Annotated in this window: 28 protein-coding genes; 10 read left to right on the top strand and 18 right to left on the bottom strand. The window is 63.4% G+C overall.

The window, feature by feature from the left end; all coding sequences use genetic code 11:
- Positions 1–879: a branched-chain amino acid aminotransferase gene (locus L338_RS06775; protein ID WP_022697613.1), complete on the top strand. Its 879-nt coding sequence runs from the start codon at positions 1–3 to the stop codon at positions 877–879.
- Between the two features lies 1 nt (position 880).
- Here the strand turns inward: L338_RS06775 and L338_RS06770 are convergent, their stop codons facing one another.
- The 3 genes from L338_RS06770 to uvrC are packed head-to-tail and all read right to left on the bottom strand — an operon-like array spanning position 881 to position 4,046.
- Positions 881–1,603, bottom strand: coding sequence for a response regulator (locus L338_RS06770; RefSeq protein WP_022697612.1), 723 nt, complete (start codon positions 1,601–1,603; stop codon positions 881–883).
- Positions 1,600–2,133, bottom strand: a complete 534-nt coding sequence (locus L338_RS06765; protein WP_022697611.1) for a CDP-alcohol phosphatidyltransferase family protein — start codon at positions 2,131–2,133, stop codon at positions 1,600–1,602. Before L338_RS06765 ends, L338_RS06770 begins: the two co-directional genes overlap by 4 nt.
- Positions 2,134–2,144: 11 nt before the next feature.
- On the bottom strand, positions 2,145–4,046 hold the full coding sequence (gene uvrC, locus L338_RS06760) for an excinuclease ABC subunit UvrC (RefSeq protein ID WP_022697610.1): 1,902 nt from the start codon (positions 4,044–4,046) through the stop codon (positions 2,145–2,147).
- Here uvrC and L338_RS06755 point away from each other — a divergent pair.
- A complete protein-coding gene (locus tag L338_RS06755; RefSeq protein WP_022697609.1) occupies positions 4,045–4,800 on the top strand; it encodes an SDR family oxidoreductase in 756 nt (251 codons plus the stop codon). The two genes, uvrC and L338_RS06755, sit on opposite strands and share 2 nt — an antisense overlap.
- Positions 4,801–4,812: 12 nt before the next feature.
- Here L338_RS06755 and L338_RS16450 read toward each other — a convergent pair whose 3' ends face one another.
- Positions 4,813–5,637: a ZIP family metal transporter gene (locus tag L338_RS16450; RefSeq protein ID WP_022697608.1), complete on the bottom strand. Its 825-nt coding sequence runs from the start codon at positions 5,635–5,637 to the stop codon at positions 4,813–4,815.
- 100 nt (positions 5,638–5,737) lie between these two features.
- Between L338_RS16450 and L338_RS06740 the strand changes: the two genes are divergently transcribed.
- Positions 5,738–6,307 (top strand): ZrgA family zinc uptake protein, encoded by a 570-nt coding sequence (locus L338_RS06740; protein WP_081639510.1) that lies wholly within the window; start codon positions 5,738–5,740, stop codon positions 6,305–6,307.
- Positions 6,304–6,876 (top strand): DUF3299 domain-containing protein, encoded by a 573-nt coding sequence (locus L338_RS06735; RefSeq protein ID WP_022697606.1) that lies wholly within the window; start codon positions 6,304–6,306, stop codon positions 6,874–6,876. Before L338_RS06740 ends, L338_RS06735 begins: the two co-directional genes overlap by 4 nt.
- Before the next feature lie 14 nt (positions 6,877–6,890).
- Here L338_RS06735 and L338_RS16445 read toward each other — a convergent pair whose 3' ends face one another.
- A complete protein-coding gene (locus L338_RS16445; protein WP_022697605.1) occupies positions 6,891–7,235 on the bottom strand; it encodes a dihydroneopterin aldolase in 345 nt (114 codons plus the stop codon).
- A 168-nt stretch (positions 7,236–7,403) separates the two neighbouring features.
- Here L338_RS16445 and phhA point away from each other — a divergent pair, with 168 nt between their 5' ends.
- Positions 7,404–8,315 (top strand): phenylalanine 4-monooxygenase, encoded by a 912-nt coding sequence (gene phhA / locus L338_RS06725; protein WP_022697604.1) that lies wholly within the window; start codon positions 7,404–7,406, stop codon positions 8,313–8,315.
- Entirely contained in the window at positions 8,315–8,683 is a 369-nt protein-coding gene (locus L338_RS17330; protein WP_152485836.1) for a hypothetical protein, read from the top strand. The genes phhA and L338_RS17330 overlap by 1 nt, the downstream gene beginning before the upstream one ends.
- Here the strand turns inward: L338_RS17330 and L338_RS06720 are convergent.
- Positions 8,680–9,306: an NYN domain-containing protein gene (locus tag L338_RS06720; RefSeq protein WP_022697603.1), complete on the bottom strand. Its 627-nt coding sequence runs from the start codon at positions 9,304–9,306 to the stop codon at positions 8,680–8,682. The two genes, L338_RS17330 and L338_RS06720, sit on opposite strands and share 4 nt — an antisense overlap.
- 200 nt (positions 9,307–9,506) lie before the next feature.
- Between L338_RS06720 and L338_RS06715 the strand changes: the two genes are divergently transcribed.
- Positions 9,507–10,319, top strand: coding sequence for a hypothetical protein (locus tag L338_RS06715; RefSeq protein WP_152485835.1), 813 nt, complete (start codon positions 9,507–9,509; stop codon positions 10,317–10,319).
- A gap of 358 nt (positions 10,320–10,677) precedes the next feature.
- Here L338_RS06715 and L338_RS06710 read toward each other — a convergent pair whose 3' ends face one another.
- The 3 genes from L338_RS06710 to L338_RS06700 all read right to left on the bottom strand — a co-directional run bounded on the left by L338_RS06710 (position 10,678) and on the right by L338_RS06700 (position 13,172).
- Positions 10,678–11,553: an IS1595 family transposase gene (locus L338_RS06710; RefSeq protein WP_022697601.1), complete on the bottom strand. Its 876-nt coding sequence runs from the start codon at positions 11,551–11,553 to the stop codon at positions 10,678–10,680.
- 212 nt (positions 11,554–11,765) lie between these two features.
- The gene (locus tag L338_RS06705) at positions 11,766–12,137 is read right to left on the bottom strand and encodes a 6-pyruvoyl trahydropterin synthase family protein (protein ID WP_022697600.1); all 372 of its coding nucleotides are present in this window, start codon (positions 12,135–12,137) and stop codon (positions 11,766–11,768) included.
- Between the two features lie 57 nt (positions 12,138–12,194).
- A complete protein-coding gene (locus tag L338_RS06700) occupies positions 12,195–13,172 on the bottom strand; it encodes a calcium/sodium antiporter (protein ID WP_022697599.1) in 978 nt (325 codons plus the stop codon).
- Between the two features lie 236 nt (positions 13,173–13,408).
- On the opposite strand from L338_RS06700, the gene L338_RS06695 reads away from it, so the two are divergent.
- A complete protein-coding gene (locus tag L338_RS06695) occupies positions 13,409–14,662 on the top strand; it encodes a Y-family DNA polymerase (protein ID WP_022697598.1) in 1,254 nt (417 codons plus the stop codon).
- Between the two features lie 10 nt (positions 14,663–14,672).
- Here the strand turns inward: L338_RS06695 and L338_RS06690 are convergent, their stop codons facing one another.
- Together L338_RS06690 and L338_RS06685 are read right to left on the bottom strand one after the other, a co-directional pair.
- Positions 14,673–15,689 carry a patatin-like phospholipase family protein gene (locus tag L338_RS06690; RefSeq protein ID WP_022697597.1) on the bottom strand — a complete coding sequence of 339 codons (1,017 nt, stop codon included), beginning with the start codon at positions 15,687–15,689 and terminating at the stop codon, positions 14,673–14,675.
- A gap of 4 nt (positions 15,690–15,693) precedes the next feature.
- Positions 15,694–16,491, bottom strand: coding sequence for a 3-hydroxybutyrate dehydrogenase (locus L338_RS06685; protein ID WP_022697596.1), 798 nt, complete (start codon positions 16,489–16,491; stop codon positions 15,694–15,696).
- 109 nt (positions 16,492–16,600) lie between these two features.
- Here L338_RS06685 and L338_RS06680 point away from each other — a divergent pair, with 109 nt between their 5' ends.
- The gene (locus L338_RS06680) at positions 16,601–16,987 is read left to right on the top strand and encodes a hypothetical protein (RefSeq protein ID WP_022697595.1); all 387 of its coding nucleotides are present in this window, start codon (positions 16,601–16,603) and stop codon (positions 16,985–16,987) included.
- Here L338_RS06680 and yaaA read toward each other — a convergent pair.
- Positions 16,984–17,760, bottom strand: a complete 777-nt coding sequence (gene yaaA / locus L338_RS06675; protein ID WP_022697594.1) for a peroxide stress protein YaaA — start codon at positions 17,758–17,760, stop codon at positions 16,984–16,986. The genes L338_RS06680 and yaaA overlap by 4 nt on opposite strands.
- A gap of 81 nt (positions 17,761–17,841) precedes the next feature.
- Positions 17,842–19,248 carry an FAD-binding oxidoreductase gene (locus tag L338_RS06670; protein ID WP_022697593.1) on the bottom strand — a complete coding sequence of 469 codons (1,407 nt, stop codon included), beginning with the start codon at positions 19,246–19,248 and terminating at the stop codon, positions 17,842–17,844.
- Between the two features lie 106 nt (positions 19,249–19,354).
- On the opposite strand from L338_RS06670, the gene L338_RS06665 reads away from it, so the two are divergent.
- A complete protein-coding gene (locus L338_RS06665; RefSeq protein ID WP_022697592.1) occupies positions 19,355–19,822 on the top strand; it encodes a cupin domain-containing protein in 468 nt (155 codons plus the stop codon).
- On the opposite strand, the gene dapD is transcribed toward L338_RS06665, so the two are convergent.
- The 5 genes from dapD to yidC are packed head-to-tail and all read right to left on the bottom strand — an operon-like array spanning position 19,819 to position 24,839.
- Complete coding sequence (gene dapD, locus L338_RS06660) at positions 19,819–20,649, bottom strand: 2,3,4,5-tetrahydropyridine-2,6-dicarboxylate N-succinyltransferase (RefSeq protein ID WP_022697591.1); 831 nt, start codon at positions 20,647–20,649, stop codon at positions 19,819–19,821. The two genes, L338_RS06665 and dapD, sit on opposite strands and share 4 nt — an antisense overlap.
- 32 nt (positions 20,650–20,681) lie before the next feature.
- Positions 20,682–21,386 (bottom strand): pyrimidine 5'-nucleotidase, encoded by a 705-nt coding sequence (locus tag L338_RS06655; protein WP_022697590.1) that lies wholly within the window; start codon positions 21,384–21,386, stop codon positions 20,682–20,684.
- A complete protein-coding gene (locus L338_RS06650) occupies positions 21,383–22,396 on the bottom strand; it encodes a DUF1036 domain-containing protein (protein ID WP_022697589.1) in 1,014 nt (337 codons plus the stop codon). The genes L338_RS06655 and L338_RS06650 overlap by 4 nt, the downstream gene beginning before the upstream one ends.
- Entirely contained in the window at positions 22,393–23,004 is a 612-nt protein-coding gene (gene yihA / locus L338_RS06645; RefSeq protein WP_022697588.1) for a ribosome biogenesis GTP-binding protein YihA/YsxC, read from the bottom strand. Before yihA ends, L338_RS06650 begins: the two co-directional genes overlap by 4 nt.
- Positions 23,005–23,042: 38 nt before the next feature.
- Complete coding sequence (yidC, locus tag L338_RS06640) at positions 23,043–24,839, bottom strand: membrane protein insertase YidC (protein WP_022697587.1); 1,797 nt, start codon at positions 24,837–24,839, stop codon at positions 23,043–23,045.
- Positions 24,840–24,859 lie beyond the last annotated feature (20 nt).

Below are 24,859 nucleotides of genomic sequence, written 5' to 3'. Positions count from 1 at the left end.
ATGAGCGTCGTTCCTTTCGACCAGCGCGAAGGCGTGATCTGGATGGACGGATCCTTCGTCGACTGGAAAGACGCAAAGATTCACGTGCTGAGCCACGGCCTGCACTATGCGTCGTCCGTGTTCGAGGGCGAGCGCGCCTATGACGGCGAAATCTTCAAGAGTCAGGCCCATACGGACCGGCTACTGAATTCGGCGAAACTGCTGGACATGAAGGTCCCGTTCAGCGGCGCGGACATCGAGGCGGTCAAGCGTGAAACGCTGGAAAAATGCGGGCTGGAGACGGCCTATCTGCGCCCGGTGATCTGGCGCGGCAGCAACCAGATGGGCGTGACCGCCGACCCCGATGACGTGCGCGTGGCCATCGCGGCGTGGCCGTGGGGGGATTATTTCAAGGACCGGGAGAAAGGCATCCGCGTGACGCTGTCCGACTGGCGGCGGCCCGACCCGAAGACGATCCCGGTGAAGGCGAAGGCGGCGGGCCTGTACATGATCTGCACCCTGTCCAAGCACGCGGCGGAGCGGGAAGGTTTTTCCGACGCCATGATGCTGGACTGGCGCGGTCTGATTGCCGAATGCACGGGATCGCACATCTTCTTCCTGAAGGATGGCGAGCTGCACACGCCCAAGGGCGACTGCATCCTGGACGGCATCACGCGCGCCACGGCCATCGCGCTGGCCGAGCGACGCGGCGTCAAGGTCAATCGGCGCGATATCCGGCCGGAGGAATTGTCTGATTTTCAGGGCTGTTTCGTCACCGGCACCGCGGTGGAGATTACCCCGGTGCGGGAAATGGCGGGCGTGGAGTTCGAGGTCGGCCAGCTGATCCGCGATCTGGCGCAGGATTATTCCGACCTGACGCACGGGCGGCTGAAGCTGTAGCTCAACCGCCGTCTTCTTCCGCCTCGGCGATCAGCTTGTAGCCGGCGCCGCGGACGGTCTGCAGGTGCAGGGCGGCGCGGGGGTCGGCTTCGATCTTTCGGCGCAGGCGGGCGACCTGCACGTCCACGGCGCGGCCCGAACCCGCGCCGGTGCGGGCGGCCAGCGCCTCGCGCTCCATCGGCTTGCCGGGATTGGCGGCCAGCGCGGTCAGCAGCGCCGCCTCCCCTTGAGTCAGGCGCACCGAGTCCTCGCCATCCTCCCGCGCCAGCTCCAGCGATTCCAGCGCGTAACGAAAATCGCCAAAGCGCACGGTTTCCGGCTTCGGCGCGGGCTGGGCGCGGCGCAATATGGCGTCGATGCGCAACAGCAGCTCCTCCGGCTCGAACGGCTTGGCGAGATAGTCATCGGCGCCGGCGGTCAGCCCCTCGATCCGGTCGGTGGATTCGCCGCGCGCGGTCAGCAGCAGGATCGGCACGCGGGATTTCTCCCGCACGCCCTTGGTCAGCGAAAACCCGTCCTCACCCGGCATCATGACGTCGAGGATCAGCAGGTCGAAATCGAGGCTGAGCATCAGGGACCGCGCGCGCGCCGCGTTGGCAGCGGTTGAGACGCGGTAGCCGTTATTGCCGAGATAATCCTTCAGAAGCGACCGGATGCGGTCGTCATCATCGACGACAAGGAGGTGCGAGCCCTTGCGGGCGTCTTCCCGGCTGTCCTGGCTCATCCGGCTTTCCTCATGGAGAGAAGATATTGCGCGCCGGTATAGGCCGACAACGCCCCGGCGAGCCACAGCGCGGCGAGTCCGCCCATATAGAGCGCGCCGCCGCCATCAATGGGCGAGACGATGAGAAGGGCCAGCGCCACGAACTCCGCCGTGGTTTTCCACTTGGCCAGCCCGGTGACGGCAAGCGAGACGCCCGCCTTGGCTGCGTACTCGCGCACGCCGGAAATCAGAATGTCGCGCAGCAGGATCATGCCGGCGGGGATCAGGTGCCAGGTTTGCAGCATCCCGGAACCGCCCAGCGCCAGCAGCACCAGCGCAACCAGGATCTTGTCGGCGATGGGGTCCAGCGCCGCGCCGGAGGCGGATTCGGTCTTCATGGCGCGGGCGATTTTTCCGTCCAGAAGATCCAGAAGCGCCGCAAGGATGAAAAGCGACACGGCGGCGGCCGGCCAGCCGGCGATGATGAGGGCGGCGACCAACGGGGCGAGCGCCACGCGGCCGAGCGTCAGAATATTGGGAAGCGAGGTCAAAAGGCGGTCCTTTATTCGCGGAACCAGTCATAAATCTTGCGGGCGAGCGCGGTTGAAACGCCCGGGGTCTTCTCAAGGTCCGCCAGCGCGGCGCGGCTGACCCCGCGGGCCGAACCGAATTGCGCCAGCAGCGCCTTCTTGCGCGACGCGCCAACGCCCGGAATTTCGTCCAGCGGGTTCTGGCTGGCGGCCGATTTGCGCCGGGCGCGGTGGCCGCCGATCACGAAACGGTGGGACTCGTCCCGCAGGCGCTGGAGATAATAGAGCACCGGGCTGCCGGGTTCGAGCTTCATCGTCGGGCGGCCGCGCATGAAGAAGGTCTCCCGCCCCGCGTCGCGGTCCGGCCCCTTGGCGATGGCGACCAGCGGGATGTCGGCCAGACCCAGCTCGTCCATCACCTCGGTCACCGAGGAAAGCTGCCCGCGGCCGCCATCGATCAGCACAAGGTCCGGGCGGTTGCCCGAGCCTTTCTCTTCATCCTTCATCAGGCGGGAAAAGCGGCGGGTCAGGACTTCCTGCATCATGGCGTAATCGTCGCCCGGCTCGGTCTCGTCCCACTTGATGTTGAACTTGCGGTACTGGCTTTTCTCGAAGCCTTCCGGCCCGGCGACGATCATCGCGCCCAGCGCGTTCGTGCCCATGATGTGGGAGTTGTCGTAAACCTCGATCCGCTTGGGCGGCGCGTCCAGATCGAAAGCCTCGGCCACGCCGCGCAGCAATTTCTCCTGCGTCGAGGTCTCGGCCATCTTGCGGACCAGCGCCTCGCGCGCATTGTTTTCCGCCTGCCCCAGAACGCTGGCCTTTTCGCCGCGCCGGGCGGGGCGGATTTCCACCTTGCGCTCGGACCGCACGGTCAGGGCCTCGCCCAGCAGCTCCCGCTCCTCGAAATCGTGATTGACCAGGACCAGGCGCGGGGCCGGCTTGTCGTCATAGAATTGCGCCAGGAAGGCCCCCAGAACCTCGCCTGCTTCCGCGTCATTGTCGTGGCGCGGGAAATAGGAGCGCGTGCCCCAGTTCTGCCCGGCGCGAAAGAAGAAGACCTGCACGCAGGACTGCCCGCCTTCCATGGCCAGCGCGATGACGTCCGCTTCCTCGATCCCCTGCGGGTTGATGCCCTGGGTTTCCGTGACGGCGGACAGGGCGCGGATGCGGTCGCGATACTGGGCGGCCTGCTCGTAATTCATGTCCTCGGCGGCGGCGGCCATCTTCTTCTGAAGTTCGGCGACCAGCTCCACCGACTTTCCGCTCAGAAAGTCGTTCGCCTGCTCGACCAGCTTGTTGTAGTCGGCCTCACTGATCTCTCCCGTGCAGGGGCCGGAGCAGCGCTTGATCTGGTGCAGCATGCAGGGCCGCGAACGGCTGTCATAGACGCTGTCCGAACAGGTGCGCAGCAGAAAAGCCTTCTGGAGAATGTCCAGCGTGCGGTTAACCGCCCCGGCGCTGGCGAACGGGCCGTAATAGTCGCCCTGTTTCTTGCGCGATCCGCGATGCTTGAGGATTTGCGGCGCTTCATGGTCGCGCCGCACGAGGATGTAGGGGAAGGATTTGTCGTCCCGCAGCAGCACGTTGTAGCGCGGCCGGTAGCGCTTGATGAGGTTCGCTTCCAGCAGCAGCGCCTCGGTCTCCGTCGCCGTAACCACGAATTCCATGGAGGCGGTTTCGTGGATCATGCGGGAGATGCGGTTCGAGTGTCCGGCATATTTGGTGTAGCTGGACACGCGCTTTTTCAGATTGTGCGCCTTGCCGACATAGAGGACGTCGCCGGTCTCCGACAGCATGCGGTAAACGCCCGGCTTTCCCGGCAGGCGGCGCACATAGTCGGCGATGACGCCGGGGCCGCGCGCTTGCGTGCGCGGCGTCTTTGCGTCATCACCCGCGCGATCTTTGTTTTCGGATTCAGGGGCGCCGCTCATGGCAGACAAAGTCGCTCTGGTTACCGGCGCTGGCAAGCGTATCGGGCGGGCGATCGCACTTGGTCTTGGCCGCGCCGGGTGGCGGGTGATCGTTCACTACAACAGTTCGGACGAAGCGGCGCGCGCGGTCCGGGACGAGATCAGGGATGCGGGGGGACATGCCGATCTGGCCGGATTCGACCTCGAGGATGTCGAGGCTGCGCGCGCCTTCATCTCTGATATCGGGATTGTCCACGCGCTTATCAATAACGCCTCTGTTTTCGAGGCCGACACGCCGCAGGACGTGGCGCCGGACCAGTTCCTGACGCATCTGAAAGTGAATCTGATGGCGCCGGTGCTGCTGGCCAGCGAAATGGCGAAAGCGCACACGCAGCGCGCCTCGGGCTGTGTGATCAATCTGCTGGACCAGAAGCTGTTCGCCCTGAACCCGGACCATTTCAGCTATACGCTGTCCAAATACGCCCTGCTGGGCGCGACCAAGACGATGGCGATGTCGCTGGCCCCGGCGGTGCGGGTGAACGCCATCGCGCCGGGCCTGACCTTGCCCGCGCCGGGCCAGAGCGACGCCCAGTTCGAAAAGGCGCACCGCATGAACCCGATGCAGGGCGGCGCGCAGCCGGAGGACCATGTGCGGGCGGTCGAGTTCATCCTGGCCACGCCCTCCATGACCGGACAGGTCATCACCATCGATGGCGGCGAGCACCTGTCGCAGCGCCAGCGGGACGTGTCCTATCTGGTCGGGGACGAAGACTAGGCCAACAACAGCTCAAGGCGCGGCCGCGCCCGGCCGCTTTGCGAAAGCGGGACAGTCGGCCGGTCCCGGCGACGGCACCCCGGGCCGTTCGGGGCACGCCGCGCCTGTGTGCGCTTGCTGGTGACCGGCGTGCGAGTGGACGTCCGGCAGGACCAGGGTCGCCGCCAGCATCAGGAGACAGGTCGCGCCGAACGCGACGCCGCGCCCCGGCGTGAAGCGGCGGGTCTCCCGCCATGTCATCGCCGCCCCCGAATAAACCAGCAGACCGGCCGAGCCCCCCAGAACCAGCCCGAGATCATTCGCTTGCAGATCAGCCATGACCCAGGGGGCGCTGAAGGCGGCAAGCGCGGACACGCCCCCGATTACAAGGATGCTGCATGTCGCGGCGAAAACCGGGCCGGCGCCAGACGCGCGCGCGAGACTGGTTACGATAAAGGCGGCCGGAACCTTGTGAATTACAATGCCAAGGGCCGCGCCAAGACCGGCCGCCGCGTGGGCGTGCATCGAGGCGGTGAATACCAGGCCATCGACAACGCTATGCAAGGCCAGACCGGCAAGGACAGTCCAGCCCGCGCGGTTGCCGCCGAATGTCCGGCTCGCCAGCCGGTCAACAAGGAATCCGACGCCAACCCCGAGCGCGACAGCCAGCATCGCCGTCCGGGTCATCCGCGCCGCCTCCGGCGCCAGGTGGCCGAGCGCGATGAAGATCAGAATCGCGCCGGTAATGCTGGCTGAATAACCGGACAGCGCGGCGGATAGCGGACGCGGCAAGCGGAGCAGCGCGCCGATCAGCGCCGCAGCAAAACAGGCTGCGGCGAAAGCGGAAAGGACGGACATGGACGATTGACCGGATTTTTAATGTTACTTTATAACATATCACCTAACATGTCGTTTGTAACAACGCTACGGCCAGCGGCGCCGGGGACGGGAAGGACCAATGACCAGTTCGCCAATTTCGAGAGGGCGGCTATGCGCAATTTTCATGGCGGCGGCGACCATAGCCCCGTCAGCCCTGACCGCAGACGCTGCCGCGTTTCAGGGATCGGCCCATGAGCATGGCGTCGCCGAGCTGAGCTTTGCCGTTGAAGACGGCCAGGTGCAGGCCGAATTGCATACGCCGCTGGCGAACCTGGTCGGGTTTGAGCACGAACCGCGCACCGAAGCGCAAAAGTCGGCGTATGAAAATGCGCTGGCGGCGCTCCGCCAGGACGACCTGTTCACGTTCGAGGGCGCGCGCTGCGCCCTGTCCGACGTGACCCTGGACACGCCCGGATATGAATCGCCTCACGCCGGAGACGAACACGGCGATCACGAGCACCACGGCGGCCATGCCGAAATCGTCGCCCGCTACGTGTTCGCTTGCGACAAGGCAGACCGTATCCGCAGCGCCGGAACGCGCCTGTTCGACCGCTTTGAGGGCTTTCAGGAAATCACGGTAATCTTTCTCGGCGCATCCACGTCGGTTGGAGAACTGACGCCGGCCAGGCCCGTCCTGGAGGTGGAATGATGGCGATGCCCGGCCCCCTTGCCCGAATCCGTATTTTTGCCTTCGCGATCTTCCTCATTCCGCTCATCGCGGCCGCAGCGCCGCAGGAAATGACCTGGGACGATCTGATGCCGGAGGGCGAGTTTGAAAAGCTGGACGAAATGTACGCCGATTACATGGCCGAGCTTGAGCGCCAGATGCGCGCCAGTTCCCGGCCCCTGTCCCAGACGACGCCCGACATGGTCGCGGAAGGCAGCGATCTGGACCAGATGGAGCAGATCGGGACCTTCAATACGGTCGAGGCGCTGGACGGCGCGGATATCAGGCTGCCCGGCTATGTCGTGCCGTTCGATTTCGATTCTGGCAACGAGTACAGCGAGTTCCTGCTGGTCCCCTATTTCGGCGCCTGCATCCATTCCCCGCCGCCGCCGCCCAACCAGATCGTCTATGTGAAGACGAAAAAGCCGGTGACGGTGGAAAATATCTGGTCCCCGGTCTGGGTGGAGGGGCGCCTGACGACCGAGAAGAATCTCAATGACACCGGGGATGCGGCCTACACGCTGGACCTCAAGAAGGTCGAACCCTATTAGGCGGCCCGCAGCGTCTAGAGCTTGGCGGTCGCCGTCAGGGCTTCGGCGTTGACGGTCTGCGGGATCTTGGTGACGCGCACTTCGGCGCTCTCCACCGGCCCCATCGCCACGACTTCCTTGCAGATATCCACGGCCAGCGTCTCTATCAGGTCGTGATGGCGGCGGTCGGCCACCATCTGCGCGGCCTTGGCGATATCGTCATAGCTGGCGGTCTCTTCCAGCTTGTCATGCTGCGGCGTGGCGTTCAGCCAGGCGGTGATGTCGATCTCTATCGGCTGGGGGGTCGTGCGCTCCCGCGCCCAGACGCCAATGGAGGCGACAATCTTCAGCGCCTGTATCTGGATGGAAACTTGAGCCATGGGCGAGGTGTTGTTCCTGACAAGAATGCGCGAAAGAAGCGTGCTTACGGGCTTGCGCCGCGCGGTTCAAGCGCAGGCGAAAGCTGCCCGCGCGGCCTTTTATCGTCCATACATGCCGCGTAGATTCGCGCCGATAAGAATTTTCACGCCCTTTAAAGGAGATCCCGCATGGTTGAACTCCGCGTTCCGACATCCGATCCCGTCGTCCAGCGCCAGGTCGAGCAGGGAAAGGTCAATGACGACTATTCCATCGATCAGTGCTGGGACGAGTACACGTCCGGCGAGCACGAGATGTGGGAGAAGCTCTACAAGCGCCAGACCGGCATGCTGGGCGGCCGCGCCTGCGACGAGTTCTATGACGGGCTGAAACAGCTTGGCATCGACAAGGGCGGCATCCCTGATTTCCGGGAGCTGAACCCCAAGCTGGAGGCGCTGACCGGGTGGAACCTGGTGCCGGTGCCCGGCCTGATTCCGGACGAGCCCTTCTTCACCCACCTGGCCAATCGCCGCTTCCCCGTGGGCCGTTTCATCCGCAAGCCGGAAGAGATGGATTATCTGCAGGAGCCGGACATCTTCCATGACGTGTTCGGCCATGCGCCGCTGCTGGCCCTGCCGGAGTTCGGCGACTACATGGCCGCCTATGGCCGCGGCGGCCTGCGCGCCATGGAGTTCGGCACGCTGGAGAATATCACGCGGCTCTACTGGTACACGGTGGAGTTCGGCCTGATCGGCAAGCCGGGCGACATGAAGATCTATGGCGCGGGCATCGTCTCTTCCTACGCCGAATCCGTCTTCTCTCTGGAGGCGCGCAGCCCGAACCGCATCGCGTTCGACATTCCGCGCATCATGAAGACGGAATACCGCTATGACGACTTCCAGCAGACCTATTTCGTGATCGATTCGTTCAAGCAATTGCTGGACGAGACCACGGGGCAGGACTTCGCGCCGATCTATGAGCGCATCAAGCAGATGGAAGACATCCCGGCCAGCAAGACGCGGGACGGCGACACGGTCTATCAGGAAGGCACGCAGGAATATGCCGAGGCCGGCGGCCGCTGGGAAGACGCGCCGCAAGTGTAATGGAAAATTTATTTATATTTTTAAGCTTCTTAAGCGCCCTAACTATAGCACTACTAAGTGCTTATGTTGGACATACACTTGGGCTGCGCGGATTTAAAAAGGAAAAATGGTGGTCTAAACGGTTTGAGAATTACGTAAATATTTTTAATGCAATAAACACGCTATTTGAAGAGTTTGATTATTATATAGAACGGGAAATTAAAGGACTTGGAATTGAAGAATCACAGCAAAAATATTTTCAAGATAGGTCTAGAGAGGCAAAGAAAGAAATCGAGAAGCAATGGAGAATTGGATCCTTTGTTCACACGGCAGAAGCGTGTGAGGCAATATCTAACGGGATTATACCCTTGACGCAGGTAGGGCGTTAAGCCCTGTGTCCGCCATAGACGGCAGGGCGAGCGGCAATAACCTTCCCCTTTCCGTTTCTAATGGTTGCCGGCAAGGGATGTTGCCGTAGCCGCCCTGCGGTAAGCTCAGTTTTGCCGCTACACTCTGCGCTTAACTCTCTCGCGACAGACAGACGCTTGGGCGGAGCAACCAAATAAACGACCGTTTCGGGAAATGTGGAGCGAACACGCTTCACCATAGGAATCTGATCGCTGTCTGAGGTGATCAGGACAATGCGCTCTGTGCCCAACTCATAGCAGTCGGAAAGCACTTCCACCGCTATCGCTACATCCGTCTGCTTTTCTTCGCGCAGCGGGCAATAGCGGCCCTGATCATGACAATGTTTCTGAACCTTATCGAAGCGCGACAGCACCAACTCTACCCCATGCGCCTGGAGGGCATTGGTGTAGTTTACATGCCTGCCACGCTTCCCCTGATCCCAAGTGTTAAATGCGGTAAAAAACACCGTGCGGATCAATTCATCGTCATCCCTGAGATACGATTGCGCGAGGCTTCTCAGGTCTGTCCACTTTAAGCGGTCATCATTGAGAGCGTCTATCGCGTGATAGAGATTGAAACCATCGATATAGCAGGCAACACGCATACGGACCCAGATAGTAAAGAGGCCGCCCAGTTTCCCGGAACGGCCCCTTAGCCAGCAAGTCCTGCCTGCTGGGTGGATGCGAATTAGATAATGTTTGATGGACTCATCTATCAAGTGTCAAACGAAAGGCGACATCACTCATACTCCTGCGCCTTGCGCATGAGAGAATCGTATTGTAAGGAGGGGGTATGAGCTCGACCTTGGACGATCTGGTTAAGGGCCTTCCCACGTCTGCGGATGTCCGCAAGTGGGAAGAGGCCTCTGCGCGGCTAGGCTCGGAGATTGATAAACTCTCCGAACAGAAAGAGCGTGTTGATAGGTTGATAGAGCGAGCGAAGCTTATTTTTGAGGGTGAGTTTGAGCCTTCTCCCGCCTCCCTGAAAGAAGAGCCTGAAACTAAAGCCGTTCAAAAGACGCCTTCGGGGCGAATGCCTAGGGGGATATGGACGAGCTCTCTTAAACAAATCGCCGATGATCATCCGTCTGGCATTTCTTATGAGCGGGCCAAGGAGCTTCTGCCTGAATCGCTTCAGGAGCAAATCGCGAAAGATAATACCAAAGCCTTCTATGGCGCGCTGAGGCGGCTTGAACAGGACGAGCACGTCGTGCGGTTCAACAGCCATATATTCACACCGGAAGGCTTTGAGAAATTCAAAGGATCGTCAGGTTATAAAACGTTGGCGAAGAAAGGCTCCGCCACGCGTGGATCTCCTATCAGTGACGCCTTGAAGTCCTACCTGGCCGAAGCCGGGCCATCCAAGGCTCTCGCCATCAAGGAGCATTTGTGTCGCGATTCAGAGTTCCGAGGCCCGCTTAAGCGCAACAACTCGTATTTGCATAACATCCTCCGACGGCTCGTGGAGCGAGAGGAAGTCCATCATGACCGGGAGAATGCTTTGTATTCCTTGGTCGAAAAGAAAGAGCCGCCCCGCGACGAACGAGGCGGCTCTGAATCGGGTGAGGATAAGGCCTCATCCAAAGATAGCCGGTCACTCTTTCGAGTAGTCGGCTGAACCCCGTCGCCTCACGCGGCAGAAGAAGAAAGGAGAGAGCATGGCTTGGCAAACCATCCGGAGATTACCGGATAGCGGCCTTTCGGCCGCCTGACATACTCCCTACCCCCTTCCACAAGGGGTAAGAGCGGCGGTGCGCCTCCCGGTCCAACGGGGGTGCGCCGTCGTGCATCTATATGCTATCATTCCGTATAGCAGTCAAGGGATTCTTGGAGCCAAAACAAGATGTTAACCCTCGAGAGGGCCGTAAAAGACGGGCGATTACAAGACTTTATCGATCAGGCTGAGGCCAGATTGAAGGAGCTTGACCTTGATCATCCGGACGCGGACGAGGTTGAAAACAACCTCGCAAGCGCGATCACAGAGCGGCAATCAAAAGGTCGAACATGGCGTTCCCCATCTGGCGATGGTTCGAGCGGAACGTGAATTCGCCAAGGTAGCGGTCCATGTATTTCGGCGACACGTGAATGTGCGTGGAGGCGATGGACTTCTTGAACAGACGCCAGAAGCTTTCAACGTTGTTCACGTGGTGAACCGCGTCCGTCCGATAGTCGTAATAAGCCCACTCTTTCGCGCCGTGCTTCACGGTGCCGTGCTTATAGCCGTCGCCGTCCAGTAATCCGTAGGACATGAGTTCGTCCGTCGAAACGATGGTGCCCGGCTCGACATTTTCCAGCACCACGCCGCGCAGCGTGTCCTTGCGGACGTTCGGGATGACCTTGGCGGACATACGGCCATCACGCTCTTTCAGGCCCATGACAATCGTCTTGCCTTCGGCGCCGCGACCGCGCTTGCCGGGGCGGCGACCGCCAACATACGCTTCGTCCAGTTCGACGTGGCCTTTCAGGACTTCAAAGCCGTTCGCGGCGGTCATGAGTTCGCGGATTTGTTTCGCCATGCGCCACGCGGTTTTATAAGTCACGCCAAGCTGGCGCTCGAGCTCCTTGCCCGAAACGCCGTGGCGCGTGACCGTGAAAAGATAGATCGCGTAGAACCAGGATTGCAGCGGCGTCCGCGTATTCTCGAAGATCGTGCCAGCGCAGGGATAGACGTGCGCGCCGCAGCGGGAGCACGAGTAGGCCGGACGCTTCGCGAGACGGTGAAACGTGGCGTCCTGACCGCAAGAGCCGCACTCATGGCGCAGGCCATACCGGACTTCCATGACGTGCTCGAGGCAGACTTCGTCATTCGGGAAGCGGTTGAAGAATTCGCGGACTGTGAGTTGCTTGGACATCGTTTCCTCCGATGTCCATAAAGTAGCCTATCGGCTTACGTGCGTCAAGGGGATAATCCCGATATCTAATCTAATTTATGACTTAGATGAGGCTTCACAGGCCGATGATTGGGATAGCTTAGTCGACAATATGCTAGAGACTCTAAGCAACCATAATGAAAAACTGTCTCACCTAGCTCACAAAGAATTGTCCAGCAGGCATAAATTTCTTTTCATATTTTGACGACCGCCCGTTCGCCGCAGGACGGGCGGCGGACCTCTACGGCCACCAGGCCCGGCAGGTCGTTCTCCAGACGGTCGAAAATCCAGGCGGCGAGCGCCTCCAGAGAAACGCGGTCCAGTCCCTCGACGTCATTGAGAAGGGTGTGGTCGAGCTTCGAGACCACGGCGCCGACGGTTTCCTCTATCTTCCAGAAATCCTTCACCCAGCCGGAATCGTCCTTCAGCGGGCCGGAGAGAGTCACCGAGCCTTCGAAGGAATGGCCGTGCAGGTTCTTGAAAGGATGGCCGTCAGGCTTGTGCTCGAAATAGTGAGCGGCCTCGAACTTGAAATCCTTTGAGATTTCTATGCGCTTTTGAGTCATGGCTGGTGGCGCGAACAGCTGATAACGATGTGCGAAGCGCGCCGTTTCGCGCGGAAATCAGCCCAAAGTCAAGCGGGCCAGCCAGTAGATATAGCCCGCATAGCCGGCCAGCATGGCAAAACCGATAAAGCGGTTGAGCTTGGTGCGCATGAAGATCAGTAACGCCAGAAGTCCGGTGGTCCCCAGCATCAGCCAGAACTCCACGGCGAAGAATTGCTGGGTCACGGGGATATCGCCGACCATCGAGGCGATCCCGCCGACCGCCAGAATATTGAACAAATTGGAGCCGAGGACATTGCCGATGGCGACTTCCGCATGGCCGCGCGCGGCGCTGATGACGCTGGCCGCCAGCTCCGGCAGGGAGGTGCCGAGCGCGAACAGGGTCAGGCCGACAACGGCGGGCGGAACACCTGCCGCATAAGCCACGCCCATGCCGCCCTTCACGATCATCACCCCGCCCAGCGGCAGGCCGATAACGCCGATCAGGATCATCCCGGCAATGCGCAGCCAGGAATGGGGCATCGCCTCCATTTCCTCGAAATCGGTCAGTTCCGCGATCTGCGGGTCGGCGATTTCCGGCTTGCGGGCGTCGCGATAGAGCCACAGCAGATACAGGATCAGCACGGCGAGCAGGATCAGCCCGTCCCGGAGAATAACCAGCCCGTCCCAGCTGAGCCCGATCAGCAGAACGGTGGCGGCGAAAGCCACGATGGCGTTGCGCCGCAGGCCCGGCGTGGTGACGCCGATGGCCCCGAAAATCAGCGCCGGCACGCCCAGGATCAGCAGGACATTGGCGATGTTGGAGCCGATGATGTTGGCGAGCGCGACGTCCGGCTGTCCCTCCAGCACCGCGTCCACGCTGACCGCCAGCTCCGGCGCCGAGGTGCCGAAGGCGACAATGGTCAGACCGACCAGCAGTTTGGGCACGCCCCATTTCCGGGCCAGCGCCGCGGCGCCGCGGATCAGGTAGTCCGCCGTGACCAGAAGTAGGACGAAACCGCCCAGCAACAGCGCGAAAAGGATGGGAAGAGACATGCCGGCGAACGCCGTTCGATCAGTCGATGCGGCCGGACTGGATCACGTTGAGAACGGCGAAAACGGCAACAAAGAGAAGGATGGCGTAAATCGCGGCCATGAGAGCCCCCGAACAAAGGATGGATTGGATTTCCCCCGAGATATAGCCCGTCCGCCGCCCCGCGTCCAAGCGGGAAGGCGCATATCGCTTGACTCATTTTCGTTCCTGTTTTGTTCTGCATGACGGAGGATTTGTCATGCGCCTGCCCGATCAGCTTGAACGGCTCTACATGGATTTCGACAGCTTCTTTGCGAGCGTCGAACAGCAGGACGATCCGGCCCTGCGCGGGCGCCCCGTGGGCGTGATCCCGCTGGATACGGACGGCACCAGCCTGATCGCGGCCAGCAAGGAGGCGAAGGCGGCGGGCGCCACGCGCGGCGTTTCCGTGCGGGAGGCGCGCCAGCTCTGCCCCGGGATCGCGCTGCGCACGGCGCGGCATGACCGCTATGTGGTGGTTCACAACGCCATTCTGGCCAGCGTGGGCGCCATCCTGCCGATCCGGAAAGTGTGGTCGGTGGACGAGGTGGAGTGCGCGTTGCTGGGCTGGGAGCGGCGGGAGCCGGAACGGCTGGCCGCCACGCTGAAGGCGCGGCTGGCCGCCGATATCGGCCCGGCGGTCACTTGCTCCATCGGGTTCTCCACCAATCAGTTCCTGGCGAAAGTGGCCGCGGAGATGAACAAACCGGACGGTCTGGTCATATTGCGGGCGCAGGATCTGCCGGGGCCGTTATTCTCGCTGCAGCTGACCGATCTTCCGGGGATCGCGAAAAGCATGCAGCGCCGGCTTCTGGCGGCCGGCGTGGACAGCGTGGAGGCGCTCTGGAACCTCTCGCCCAAGCATGCGCGGGCGCTGTGGGGATCGGTGAACGGCGAACGCTTCTGGGCGCAGCTGCGCGGGTTCGACGTGGAAATTCCCGATACCCAGCGCATGATGTTCGGCCATGGCCGCATCCTGACGCCCGACTGGCGCGGGCCGGGCCGGGCGCGGGCCTGCGCGCGGCTGCTGGCGGCCAAGGCGGCGCGGCGGATGCGCCGGGCGGGCTATTACGCCCGCTCCCTGAGCCTGTCCCTGACATGGGAGGACGAGGAAGCCGGACGCTGGGGCGCGGACGCGCATTTCGACGCCGCCTCCGACGATCACAGCGTGTTGCGGGCGCTGGACGGGCTGTTCGCCGAGGCGCTGGGACCGCACCGGACGCGGCGGATCAAGAAGGTGCATGTCATGCTGCACCGGATCATCCCGGCCGACGCGCGGATTGAAAACCTGTTCGAACCGCCGGAGGCGCGCAGCCGGCGGCATCGCTGGGAGGCGGCGACCGGGGCGATGGACAAGCTGAACAAGCGGTACGAGAGCTGCGTGCTCAGCGTCGGCCCGCGCGCCAAGCCGCCGGGCGGCTATGCCGGCGCCAAGATCGCCTTCGGACGCATTCCGGACATGGAGGATTTCTGAAAGCCCGCGTTCAGCGGTCGAGATATTCGGAGCGGATATCGATGCTGGATTCCTTGCCGATACGGTCGAAACACTCGTCCAGCCAGTGCGCGGCGGTGTCGCGGCCGCGGGCGAACAGATCCTCGATAAAGCCGCGGTCGGTGCGGTACTTGGTGTCCGCGCCGAGGCCGGACAGCGCCGCATCCGCGCGGATGGAATGGATGCGCATGTCGCGATAGCGCTTATCCACGTCGCCGGAGAGCCATTTCTCCCGGCGCAGCTTCTTCACGAAATCTATGGCGCGCAGCTCCGCCTGAAGCGAGGTGTTGAAGGTGATCTCGTTGACGCGGTTGACGATGTCGGCGGCGGTGGTGGGCGGTCCCTCATTCCGGTTCATCGGGTTGATATGGACGATGACGATGTCGCTGGGCGTGTCTTCGTAGAAGAACGGCCACAGCGCCGGGTTCGCCGTATAGCCGCCATCCCAGTAATGCTCCCCGTCAATCTCCACCGCCTGAAACAGGAAGGGCAGGCAGGCGGAGGCGAGGATGGCGTCCACCGTCAGTTCGTCCTTGCGGAAGATGCGCGCCTTGCCCGTGCTGACATTGGTGGCGGCGATGAAGAGTTTCAGATCCGCGCAGGCCCGCGCGCCCTCCACGTCCAGCGTTTCCTCCAGAATGTCGCGCAGCGGATTCAGGCCCAGCGGGTTGAGATTGTACGGGCTGGTCAGGCGCGTGAAAGCGTCCATCCAGCCAAACATCATGCGCTGGAACGGCCCGCCCATGGTGTTGGGGGCGAAGACGTTGGAAGTGCTGGCGATCTGCCCCCAGACGCGGCGCATACGCTCCCGCGCGCCCTCCGCCCCGTCGGCGTGATAGCCGCTGGCCCAGGCCGCCGCATTGACCGCGCCGGCGCTGGTCGCAGACATGGCGGTGACGCCAAGGCGGCCATCCTCTGCCAGCTTGTCCAGAACGCCCCAGGTGAAAGCCCCGTGCGCCCCGCCGCCCTGAAGGGCGAGGCAGACGGGTCTGGGGCCGTTCGCCGCCACCGGCCTAGTGCGTCAGCCAGCCGCCATCGACGGGAATCGCCACGCCGGTGGTGGACGCGCCCGCATCCGAGACGAGATAGCGCAACAGGCCGACCAGCTGGTCATAGTCGGTGAATTTCTTGGTGAAGGTGTCGGCGAGGAAGACTTTCTCGACGACCTCTTCCTCGCTGATCCCCCGGCTTTTGGCCTGGTCCGGGATCTGCGCCTCGACCAGCGGCGTCTTCACATAGCCAGGGCAGATGGCGTTGCAGGTGACCCCGAACTCCCCGCCTTCCTGCGCCACGGTCTTGGTCAGGCCGACCATGCCGTGCTTGGCGGCGACATAGGCGGACTTGAAAGGCGAGGAGATCAGGCCGTGCACGCTGGCCAGGTTCACGATCCGGCCCCGGCCCTGCGCCTTCATTACAGGCATGGCGTGCTTGATGGCGTGGAAGGCGGAGGAAAGATTGATCGCGATGATCGCGTCCCATTTCTCCTTCGGAAAATCCTCGATCTTCTCGACATGCTGGATGCCGGCATTGCAGACGAGGATGTCCAGCCGCCCGAATTCCGATTTCGCGAACGCCACCATGTAGGCGATCTCGTCCGGCTCGAGCATATTGGCCGGGTGATAGCGGACCTCGACGCCGCATTCGCTGGCAAGCTCCGCGCGCGTCTTCTCGATTTCCGCTTCATCGCCAAGGCCGTTCAGGACAATGTTCGCGCCCGACTCGGCGAGGCCTTTCGCGAACTGGAGGCCGATACCGCTGGTCGATCCGGTGATCAGGGCCGTCTGGCCGTCGAGACTTCTGGACGCTGACATGGGCGGTGTGCCTCCTTGTTATTCCTGAACCGTGCGGCGCGGCTTACTCTATGACCGAGATTGCCGCCATGCGAAACCGCCGCGGTTCAAGACGCCGCAGGAATTTGCCATGAGATTATGGAGCACAGCGTTTCTGGCCGCCCTCGCCCTGCTGACCGCTTGCGGCCCGGCGGTCGACGAGAACGGCAGGCTGGTCGAAAAACCGCCCAGCCGCACCGCCGCCGATGACCTGTATTACTGCGCCGGCTTGATGATCGCCGCGCGCGAACGCGGCGAAGTGGAGAAATGGCTTGGCGCGGGCGTCAGCGAGACGGACGCCCTGGCGGCGCGGCTGGAAGAGGAAGCGAAGCAGGCGTTGCGCAATTCCGGCCAGATTCGCTGGGAAGAAGACGTGCGGACCGCGCGCTATCGCACTGCCCGCGCCGATCTGGCGATCGGCTTGCCGGGTATTCCGCCTGAAGACTGTGTGGAGCGCGGGCGGGCCTTGCAACCCTAGCCGTTCTTCGGCGCGGGCTTGGGCCGGGTGAACACCCATTCGTCATCGCTGGAGAGCGCCTTGTCATAGGCGTAGCCCTCGCCCTTGAAATTGGTCAGGGAGGCCGTGTCGTCGATACGGTTTTCGATGATCCAGCGGGTCATCGCCCCGCGCGCATACTTGGCGTAGAACGCCATGACGCGGGGTTCGCCCTTGTCCGTGATTTCCTTGAAGACCGGCGTGATGACCCGGCCCTTCAACGCCTTGCGGTCCACCGATTTGAAATATTCGTTGGAGGCGAGGTTCACGATCACATCGTCTTTGGCGGCCTCGTTCACCGCCTCGGCGATATCGGCGCCCCAGAACTCATAGAGATTGGCCTTGCGGCCGATTTTCAGCTTCGTGCCCATTTCCAGCCGGTAGGGCTGAATGCCGTCCAGCGGACGCAGCAGGCCGTAGAGTCCCGACAGGATGCGCACATGGTCCTGCGCCCATGTCATGTCGTCCGCGTTCAGCGACCGCGCATCGAGGCCGCGATAGACGTCGCCCGCGAAGGTCAGGGCGGCGGGGGCGTTGGCGTCGCGGTCCGCCTCGAAACTCTGGAAACGCTGATAGTTCAGGTCGGCCAGATCGTCCGACAGGTTCATCAGCTTCTTGATCTTCGGGCGCGTCAGCTTCGACGCCGCCTTGGCGATTTGCGCCGTGCGGTCGGGAAAGGGCGGCTTCGAAGCCTTCACTTTCAGGCCATGGGCGGAGAAATCGAGCGACTTGGCGGGGGAGAGAAGAATGATCATGCGTCTTTTCTTACAATCTGCGGACCGATTCTGAACACCCATGCAGATAGGGCGGGCGCGGGAATTGTGAAACCGGACTGCCTAATCGGTCAGCATGACGCGCGGATTCATGATGTTCTTCGGGTCCAGAGACCGTTTCACGGCGCGCAGCATGTCCATCTCCACCGGCGATTTGCGCGCGGGCAGCTCGTCCCGCTTCATCACGCCGATGCCATGCTCTGCGGAGATGGAGCCGTTCAGCTCGCCCACCGCCTCATGCACGGCGGCGCGGACCGTCTCGCCATATTCCTCGAAGAAGGCCCTGTCGTCCTCGCCCTCCGGCGGGCGGACATTGAAGTGCAAGTTGCCGTCGCCGACATGGCCGAACACGATCAGGCGGGCGTCCGGCGTGACCGCCCTCACCTTTTCGGCGGCGCGCTCATAAAGCTCCGGCATCAGGGAGACGGCGGAGGAAATGTCGTGCTTGATGGAGCCGCCCTCCACCTTCTCGGCCTCGGGCAGGGTTTCGCGGATGCGCCAGAAATCCTGCGCTTCGGTCTCGTTCTTGGCGATGGCGGCGTCCTGCACCACGCCCGCCTCGAACGCCTCGGCCAGCGCCGCCTCCATGGTTTCTTCCGCGCCTTCCTTGCGGCCGAAGCTCATCTCGACAAGGCAATACCAGGGATGAGGCTCGCTTAAGGGGTCGCGCGTTCCGTCGATCTTCTGAAGCACCAGCTCCACGCCGTTGCGGGGAACCAGCTCGAAACCCGTCACCGCGCCGCCCGAGGCCTTCTTGGCCATGCCCAGCAGCTTCACCGCGTCCCCTATGCTTCCCACGCCCGCAAAGGCGACGGCGCGGGCTGCGGGGCGCGGATAGACTTTCAGTGTGGCGGCGGTAACCACGCCCAGCGTGCCCTCCGCCCCGATGAAAAGCTGCTTCAGGTCATAGCCGGTATTGTCCTTGCGCAGGGCGCGCAGGCCGTTCCAGATGCGCCCGTCGGGCAGCACCGCCTCTATCCCCAGCACCAGATCGCGCATCATGCCGTAGCGCAGCACGGCGACGCCGCCCGCGTTTGTGGAAATCAGCCCGCCAATGGTCGCCGTGCCCTCCGCCCCCAGGCTCAGTGGGAACAGCCGGTCCGCCTCTTCGGCGGCGTCCTGCACGGCGGTCAGCACGCAGCCGGCCTCCACCGTGATGGCGTCGTTCAGCGGGTCGGTTTCGCGGATGGCGTTCATGCGGCGCAGGGACAGCAGAACTTCCCCTTTGGGCGTGGAGCCGCCGACAAGGCCGGTATTGCCGCCCTGCGGGGTGATGGCGACGCCGCTTTCCGCGCAGATCTTCACAGCCGCCGCGACCTCATCGGTCGAGCCGGGGGTCAGCATGATCGGGGTTTCGCCCTGATAGCGGCCGCGCCAGTCCTCGATATAGGGGGCGATCTCTGACGGGTCCTCCGTCCAGCCTTTCGGGCCGAGAGCGGATTTGAGGGCGTCGCGAATTTCGGGTGTCATATCGGTCACGGGCTCTGGTATAGGCGTCCCGCGCCCCGCGTTTCAAATGATGCGGGCGCGTTGTTGCAGTGCATATCGCGGTTTTCGCCGGCAAGGGAGCGACTTCATGCCCAAAATCGACCTGGATAAAGCGCCCGCGGGCGGCGGCTCCACCTATCCCGCGCCCTTCAACGAACCCTGCCTGGGGCGGGAAGGGGTGCGGCTGGGCGCGGCGGCGGACCTGACCCAGTTCGGGGTGAATCTGGTCACGCTGAAACCCGGCGTATGGTCCAGCCAGCGCCACTGGCACGCGAAGGAAGACGAGTTCGCCTACGTGCTGGAGGGCGAGGTGACGCTGGTCGAGGATGACGGCGAGCAGGTTCTGAAAGCCGGCGACTGCGCGGGATGGGCGGGGGGCGTCCGGAACGGCCATGTCCTGAAGAACCTGTCGGACCGCGACGCCGTCCTGCTGATCGTTGGATCACGCGATGACAGCGATCACGGCGAATATTCCGACATCGACATGAAGTTCAAACCCGGCCGCTATAGCGGCACAGGCGGCTACACGCGCAAGGACGGCACGCCTTACGACTAAGAGCGCAGCAGCTCGTTCACGGAAGTCTTGGCGCGGGTCTGTTCGTCGGCGCGCTTGACGATAACCGCGCAGGAGAGCGAGGGGCCGCCATCCTTGCCCGGCAGGCTGCCCGGCACGACGACGGAATATTCCGGCACCTCGCCGCGATAGATCTCGCCGGACTCGCGGTCGACGATCTTCGTGGAGGCGCTGATGAACACGCCCATGGAGAGCACCGCGCCCTTGCGGACGATCACGCCCTCGGCGACTTCGGAGCGGGCGCCAATGAAGACATTGTCCTCGATAATCGTGGGGGAGGCCTGCAGCGGCTCCAGCACGCCGCCAATGCCGGCCCCGCCGGACAGGTGCACGCCTTTGCCGATCTGGGCGCAGGAGCCGACGCTGGCCCAGGTGTCGATCATCGCGCCCTCATCCACATAGGCGCCGATATTCACGAAGCTGGGCATCAGCACGCAGTTCGGCGCGATATGCGCGCCGCGGCGCACGATGGCGCCCGGCACGGCGCGGAAGCCGGCGTGTTTGAACTGCGCCTCGTCCCATGTCTCGAACTTTGACGGGACCTTGTCCCACCAGACGCCGCCGCCCGCGCCGCCATTGATCACGCGCATCGGCGAAAGGCGGAAGCTGAGCAGCACGGCTTTTTTCAGCCACTCATTGACGGTCCAGCCGCCCTGCCCGTCCGGTTCGGCGACGCGCGCCTCCCCCGAATCCAGGCGCGCGAGCGCGAAATTGACGGCGGTCGGGATTTCGCCGGGCTGGTTCGGTTTCAGGTCCGAACGCTGTTCCCAGGCGTCTTCGATTACGGGTTTGATGTCGTCGAGCGTCATGGATGCGGGTTTGGCCGAGGGGGGCCGAACGGTCAAGCCGCCTTCCTGACCTTCAGATCGCCCAGAAACGCGGTCAGGTCATCGGTGACGTGGTCGACGAAGTCCGGCGCCTCGCCCGCGGCGGCGGGGCGCGCGCCCTCCGGCTCATGGCTCCAGTCCTTGCCGGTGGTCACCAGAACGGTGGTGAAGCCGAGTTCGGCGGCGGGCTCCAGATTGCGGGCCAGATCTTCGAACATCGCCGCGCGCCGCGGCGCGACGCCGGTCGCCTTCGCCATGCGGTCGAACGCGATGCGGGCGGGTTTGGGCTCGAACCCGGCGGCCTGAATGTCGAAAATGGCGTCGAAGAGATCGGCCAGGCCGCGCTTTTCCAGCACGCGTTCGGCATGGCGGACCGAGCCGTTGGTGAACACCACGCGCGCGCCGGGCAGCGCGGCGATGCGCTCGGCCAGCAGGGCGTCATGCTCCAGCACGTCCAGCTCGATCTCGTGCACATAGTCCAGATACGGCCCCGGATCGGCGCCGTGCACGGCCATCAGGCCCTTCAGCGTGGTGCCGTGATCGGCGTAATAGCGTTTCTGGATAATGCGCGCCTCGTCCGGCGAGACTTTCAGGAAATCGGCCACCCAGTCGCGCATGCGCACGTCGATCTGGGCGAACAGATCGCATTCGCTGGGATAGAGGGTGTTGTCGAGATCGAAGACCCAGGCCTCGACATGGCTGAAATCGGGGGCGCTCACCGGCGCAGCGCCGGGCGGTCTTCCGGCTCCTCCGCGCCTTCGAAATCGCCAGGGCCAAGCGTGATGGTCACGCCGCGATCCTCGCCCGTGGCGACGCGCATGAAGCGGCCCTCGTCATAGCCGCGGTCGGAACACTCCTCCCGGCCATTGATGGAAAACCGGGTGGGGGCCAGGCAGAAAGCCTCGGTCGCGGACAGCAGCATGTGGTCGTCAGCCGCCGGATCGTCCGCGGGCAGGCCGGCATAGATGAAATACTTGCCCGCGGCCTGCAGCGGCTCGCCCAGCACCTTGGCGCAGGCCCGGGGGGCGATGGACCACCAGCCGCGCGAACGGCCCGTATCCTCGTCCTCGCGCCCATAGGCGGTCCAGATGGTCCGGTCCGCCTGATTGCAGATGCTGAGGCCTTCCGCCTCCCGCTGTTCGCGGGCAACGGTTTCCAGCCAGTCCATCCAGGCGGCGCGGTCCTCCGGACGCTCGCCCTTCTCATTGGCCAGCACGGTCTCCGCGGCGCGCACGGCGCGGCTCTCGGAAAGCGATTCCATGCTCAAATCACCGCCCGCATCCCCGGCCAGCCGCTGGAAACCCGCCAGCTCCGCCTTGTCGCCGTAATCTGCGGGCTCGACAAAGGTGGAATCCTCGGCGGCGGGGCTGACGGCGTTGAAGAACAGGGTTTCCAGCCCCTCCGCCTCGCAATTCGCGTCGCCCGGCAGCAGGAAATCGCCGCTATCGGCGCACAGCGCCTCCAGACCCTGCCATTCGCGCCGACCGCCGCGATGGGCCAGCGCCGAGCGGGCATAGACAAAGCGCGGGCCGATGACTTCCTCCGGCCCGCCTTCGACGCATTCGCCGGGGCGGATGCGGTACCAGCCCTCGGTCATGATGGCGCCGCTGTCCTGATAGGCGACGGCGGCCTCAAGGATGAAGCTGGTTTCGTTGCAAAGGTCCCACGCATTCGCCGCGCCGCCGCCCGCCGCGGACAGCGCCAGGGCGAGAAACGCGGAACGGATCACTGGATCGCCAGCGCGGCGATCTCCGCGCGCAATTCGCCAAGGCCCAGCGTCTTGGAGGACGAGGTGGCGTGGATGACGGGGTGCGCGGCCGGGCGCCGGGCGATCTTCGCCGAGGTCTCGGCCAGCCGCTTGTCTACTTCCGGGCGCTTGAGCTTGTCGGTCTTGGTCAGCACCAGCTGATAGGAGACCGCCGCTTCGTCCAGAACATCCATGATCGACTCATCCACCGCCTTGATGCCGTGGCGGGAGTCTATCAGCAGGAAAACACGTTTCAGAGTCGGGCGGCCGCGCAGATAGTCGCGGGTCAGGGCCGTCCAGCGCTTCACTTCGGTCTTCGGGGCGCGGGCATAGCCATAGCCCGGCAGGTCGACGAGGAAGAGCTCGCCGCCAGCGTCAAAGAAGTTCAGCTCCCGCGTGCGCCCCGGATCGCCGGATGTGCGGGCGAGACTCTTGCGGTTGGTCAGCGCGTTCAGCAGCGAGGACTTGCCGACATTGGAGCGCCCGGCAAACGCGGTTTCCGGCCATTCCTCATGCGGGAGGTCTTCCAGCCGCGTCACGCCGCGCACGAAATCGATCGGGCGCGCGAACAGGCGCTCCCCCGCCTGCATCTGCGCGGGCTCGAATTCGGCTTTGAAGGCGGGCGCGTTCAGCCTTCATTCTCCGCTTTGCGGCCGCGGAGGCGGGCCAGCAGCTTGTCGGCCTGCGTCTCCACGCCGTGGCGGCGCATGATGAAATATTGCTGGATCAGCGTCAGCAGGTTGTTCCACGCCCAGTAGATCACCAGACCGGCGGCGAAACGCGCCAGAATGAAGGTGAAGATAATGGGCATCATGGCGAAGATCCGCGCCTGCATCTTGTCGCCCGGCGGCGGGTTCAGCGACTGCACGCCCCACATCGTCAGGCCCATGATGATCGGCCAGATGCCGATGGACAGGATCGGTCCCCCGATCAGCGGAATCGCGGAAGCGTCATAGGGCAGAAGGCCGAACAGATTGCCGATCTGGGTCGGGTCCGGCGCCGAAAGATCGCGGATCCAGCCGAAGAACGGGGCGTGGCGCATCTCGATCGTGACGAAAATCGTCTTGTAGAGCGCATAGAAGATCGGGATCTGGATCAGCATGGGCAGGCAGCCGCCGGCCGGGTTCACCTTCTCCCGCCGGTACATCGCCATCATTTCCTGGCTGAGCTTCTGCCGGTCGTCCTTATAGCGCTCCTGCAGCTCCTTCATCTTGGGCTGCAGCGCCTTCATCCGGGCCATGGAGGCATAAGCCTTGTTGGCCGGGAAAAGCATGATCAGCTTGATCAGCACCACGAAAATCAGGATCGCGACGCCGAAATTGCCGACCAGATCGTAGATATTGTCGATGCTCCAGAAGAAGGGCCGGGTCAGGAACCAGAAATTGCCCCAGTCGATGGCCCAGACAAAGCGGTCCACGCCCTGTCCCTGATATTCGTTGAGGATGTCATATTCCTTGGCGCCGGTGAAAATGCGCGAGGTGACATCGCGGCTCTGGCCCGGGGCCAGGGAGAAAGCCTGAATGCGGTAGCTGGATTCAAAGATGTCAGAGCCGGCCGGGCTGATTGCATCCAGCTCCAGATCGAACGTCTCGCCCTGCGGCGGGATGACGGCGGCCAGCCAATATTTGTCGGTAATGCCGACCCAGCCATTCTGGCCTTCGCCCGTCACGGTCGTTCCGTCGGCCAGCTTCTGGTATTTTTTCTCTTTCAGCTCTCCGCCGACCGAGCCAATCCCGCCTTCAAACAGGATATAGAAGGGCGCGAAATTGGCCGGCAGGCCATGACGGCGCACCTGGCCATAGGGGCTGAGCACCACGGCGGAGCCGGAATTGTTCGTCACGCGCTGCTGGACGGTGAACATATAGTCCTCGTCCACGCTGATCACGCGCTGGAAGCTCAGGCCGCCGCTTTCATATTCCAGCGTCACCGGCGTCTGCGGGGTCAGGGTTTCGCCCTCCGCCAGCCGCCAGGGCGTATCCAGGCCCGGCAGGCCCTGCGGCCCGCCCTCCACGGTCGCCCAGCCGAGATAGGTGTAGAAGGCGTGGTCGGCGCCGCGCGGCACCAGCAGCTCCACCTGCTCGCTGGCGTCCTGCTCTTCCTTGGCATCGACCGTGTTGTAGTGGCGCTTCAGATAGAGATCGTCGATCCGCGCGCCGGACAGCGACAGCGAGCCGCGCAGGCTGGGCGTATCAATCGCCACGCGCTCTGAATCCGCCCTCACCTCCTCGACGCTGCGCATGGCGGCGGGGCCGGAGGGTATCTCGTCAGCGGAGACGGTGGGCGCGCTTTCGCTCGCCGCGCTGCGCTCCGCCTCCAGCGCCGCGCGGCGCTGGTCGGATTGCGGCCCCAGAACGAAAATCTGGTAAATAACGAGGATGACGACGGCCAGGCCGACGGCGACAATGAGATTCTTCTGGTCGTTCATGAAAGTTCGCTCCGCTCGCG

Source organism: Euryhalocaulis caribicus (assembly GCF_000412185.1).
Taxonomy (GTDB): Bacteria; Pseudomonadota; Alphaproteobacteria; order Caulobacterales; family Maricaulaceae; genus Euryhalocaulis; species Euryhalocaulis caribicus.
Note: the sequence above shows the minus strand (reverse complement) of the source record. Positions and strands in the feature narration are given on the sequence as shown.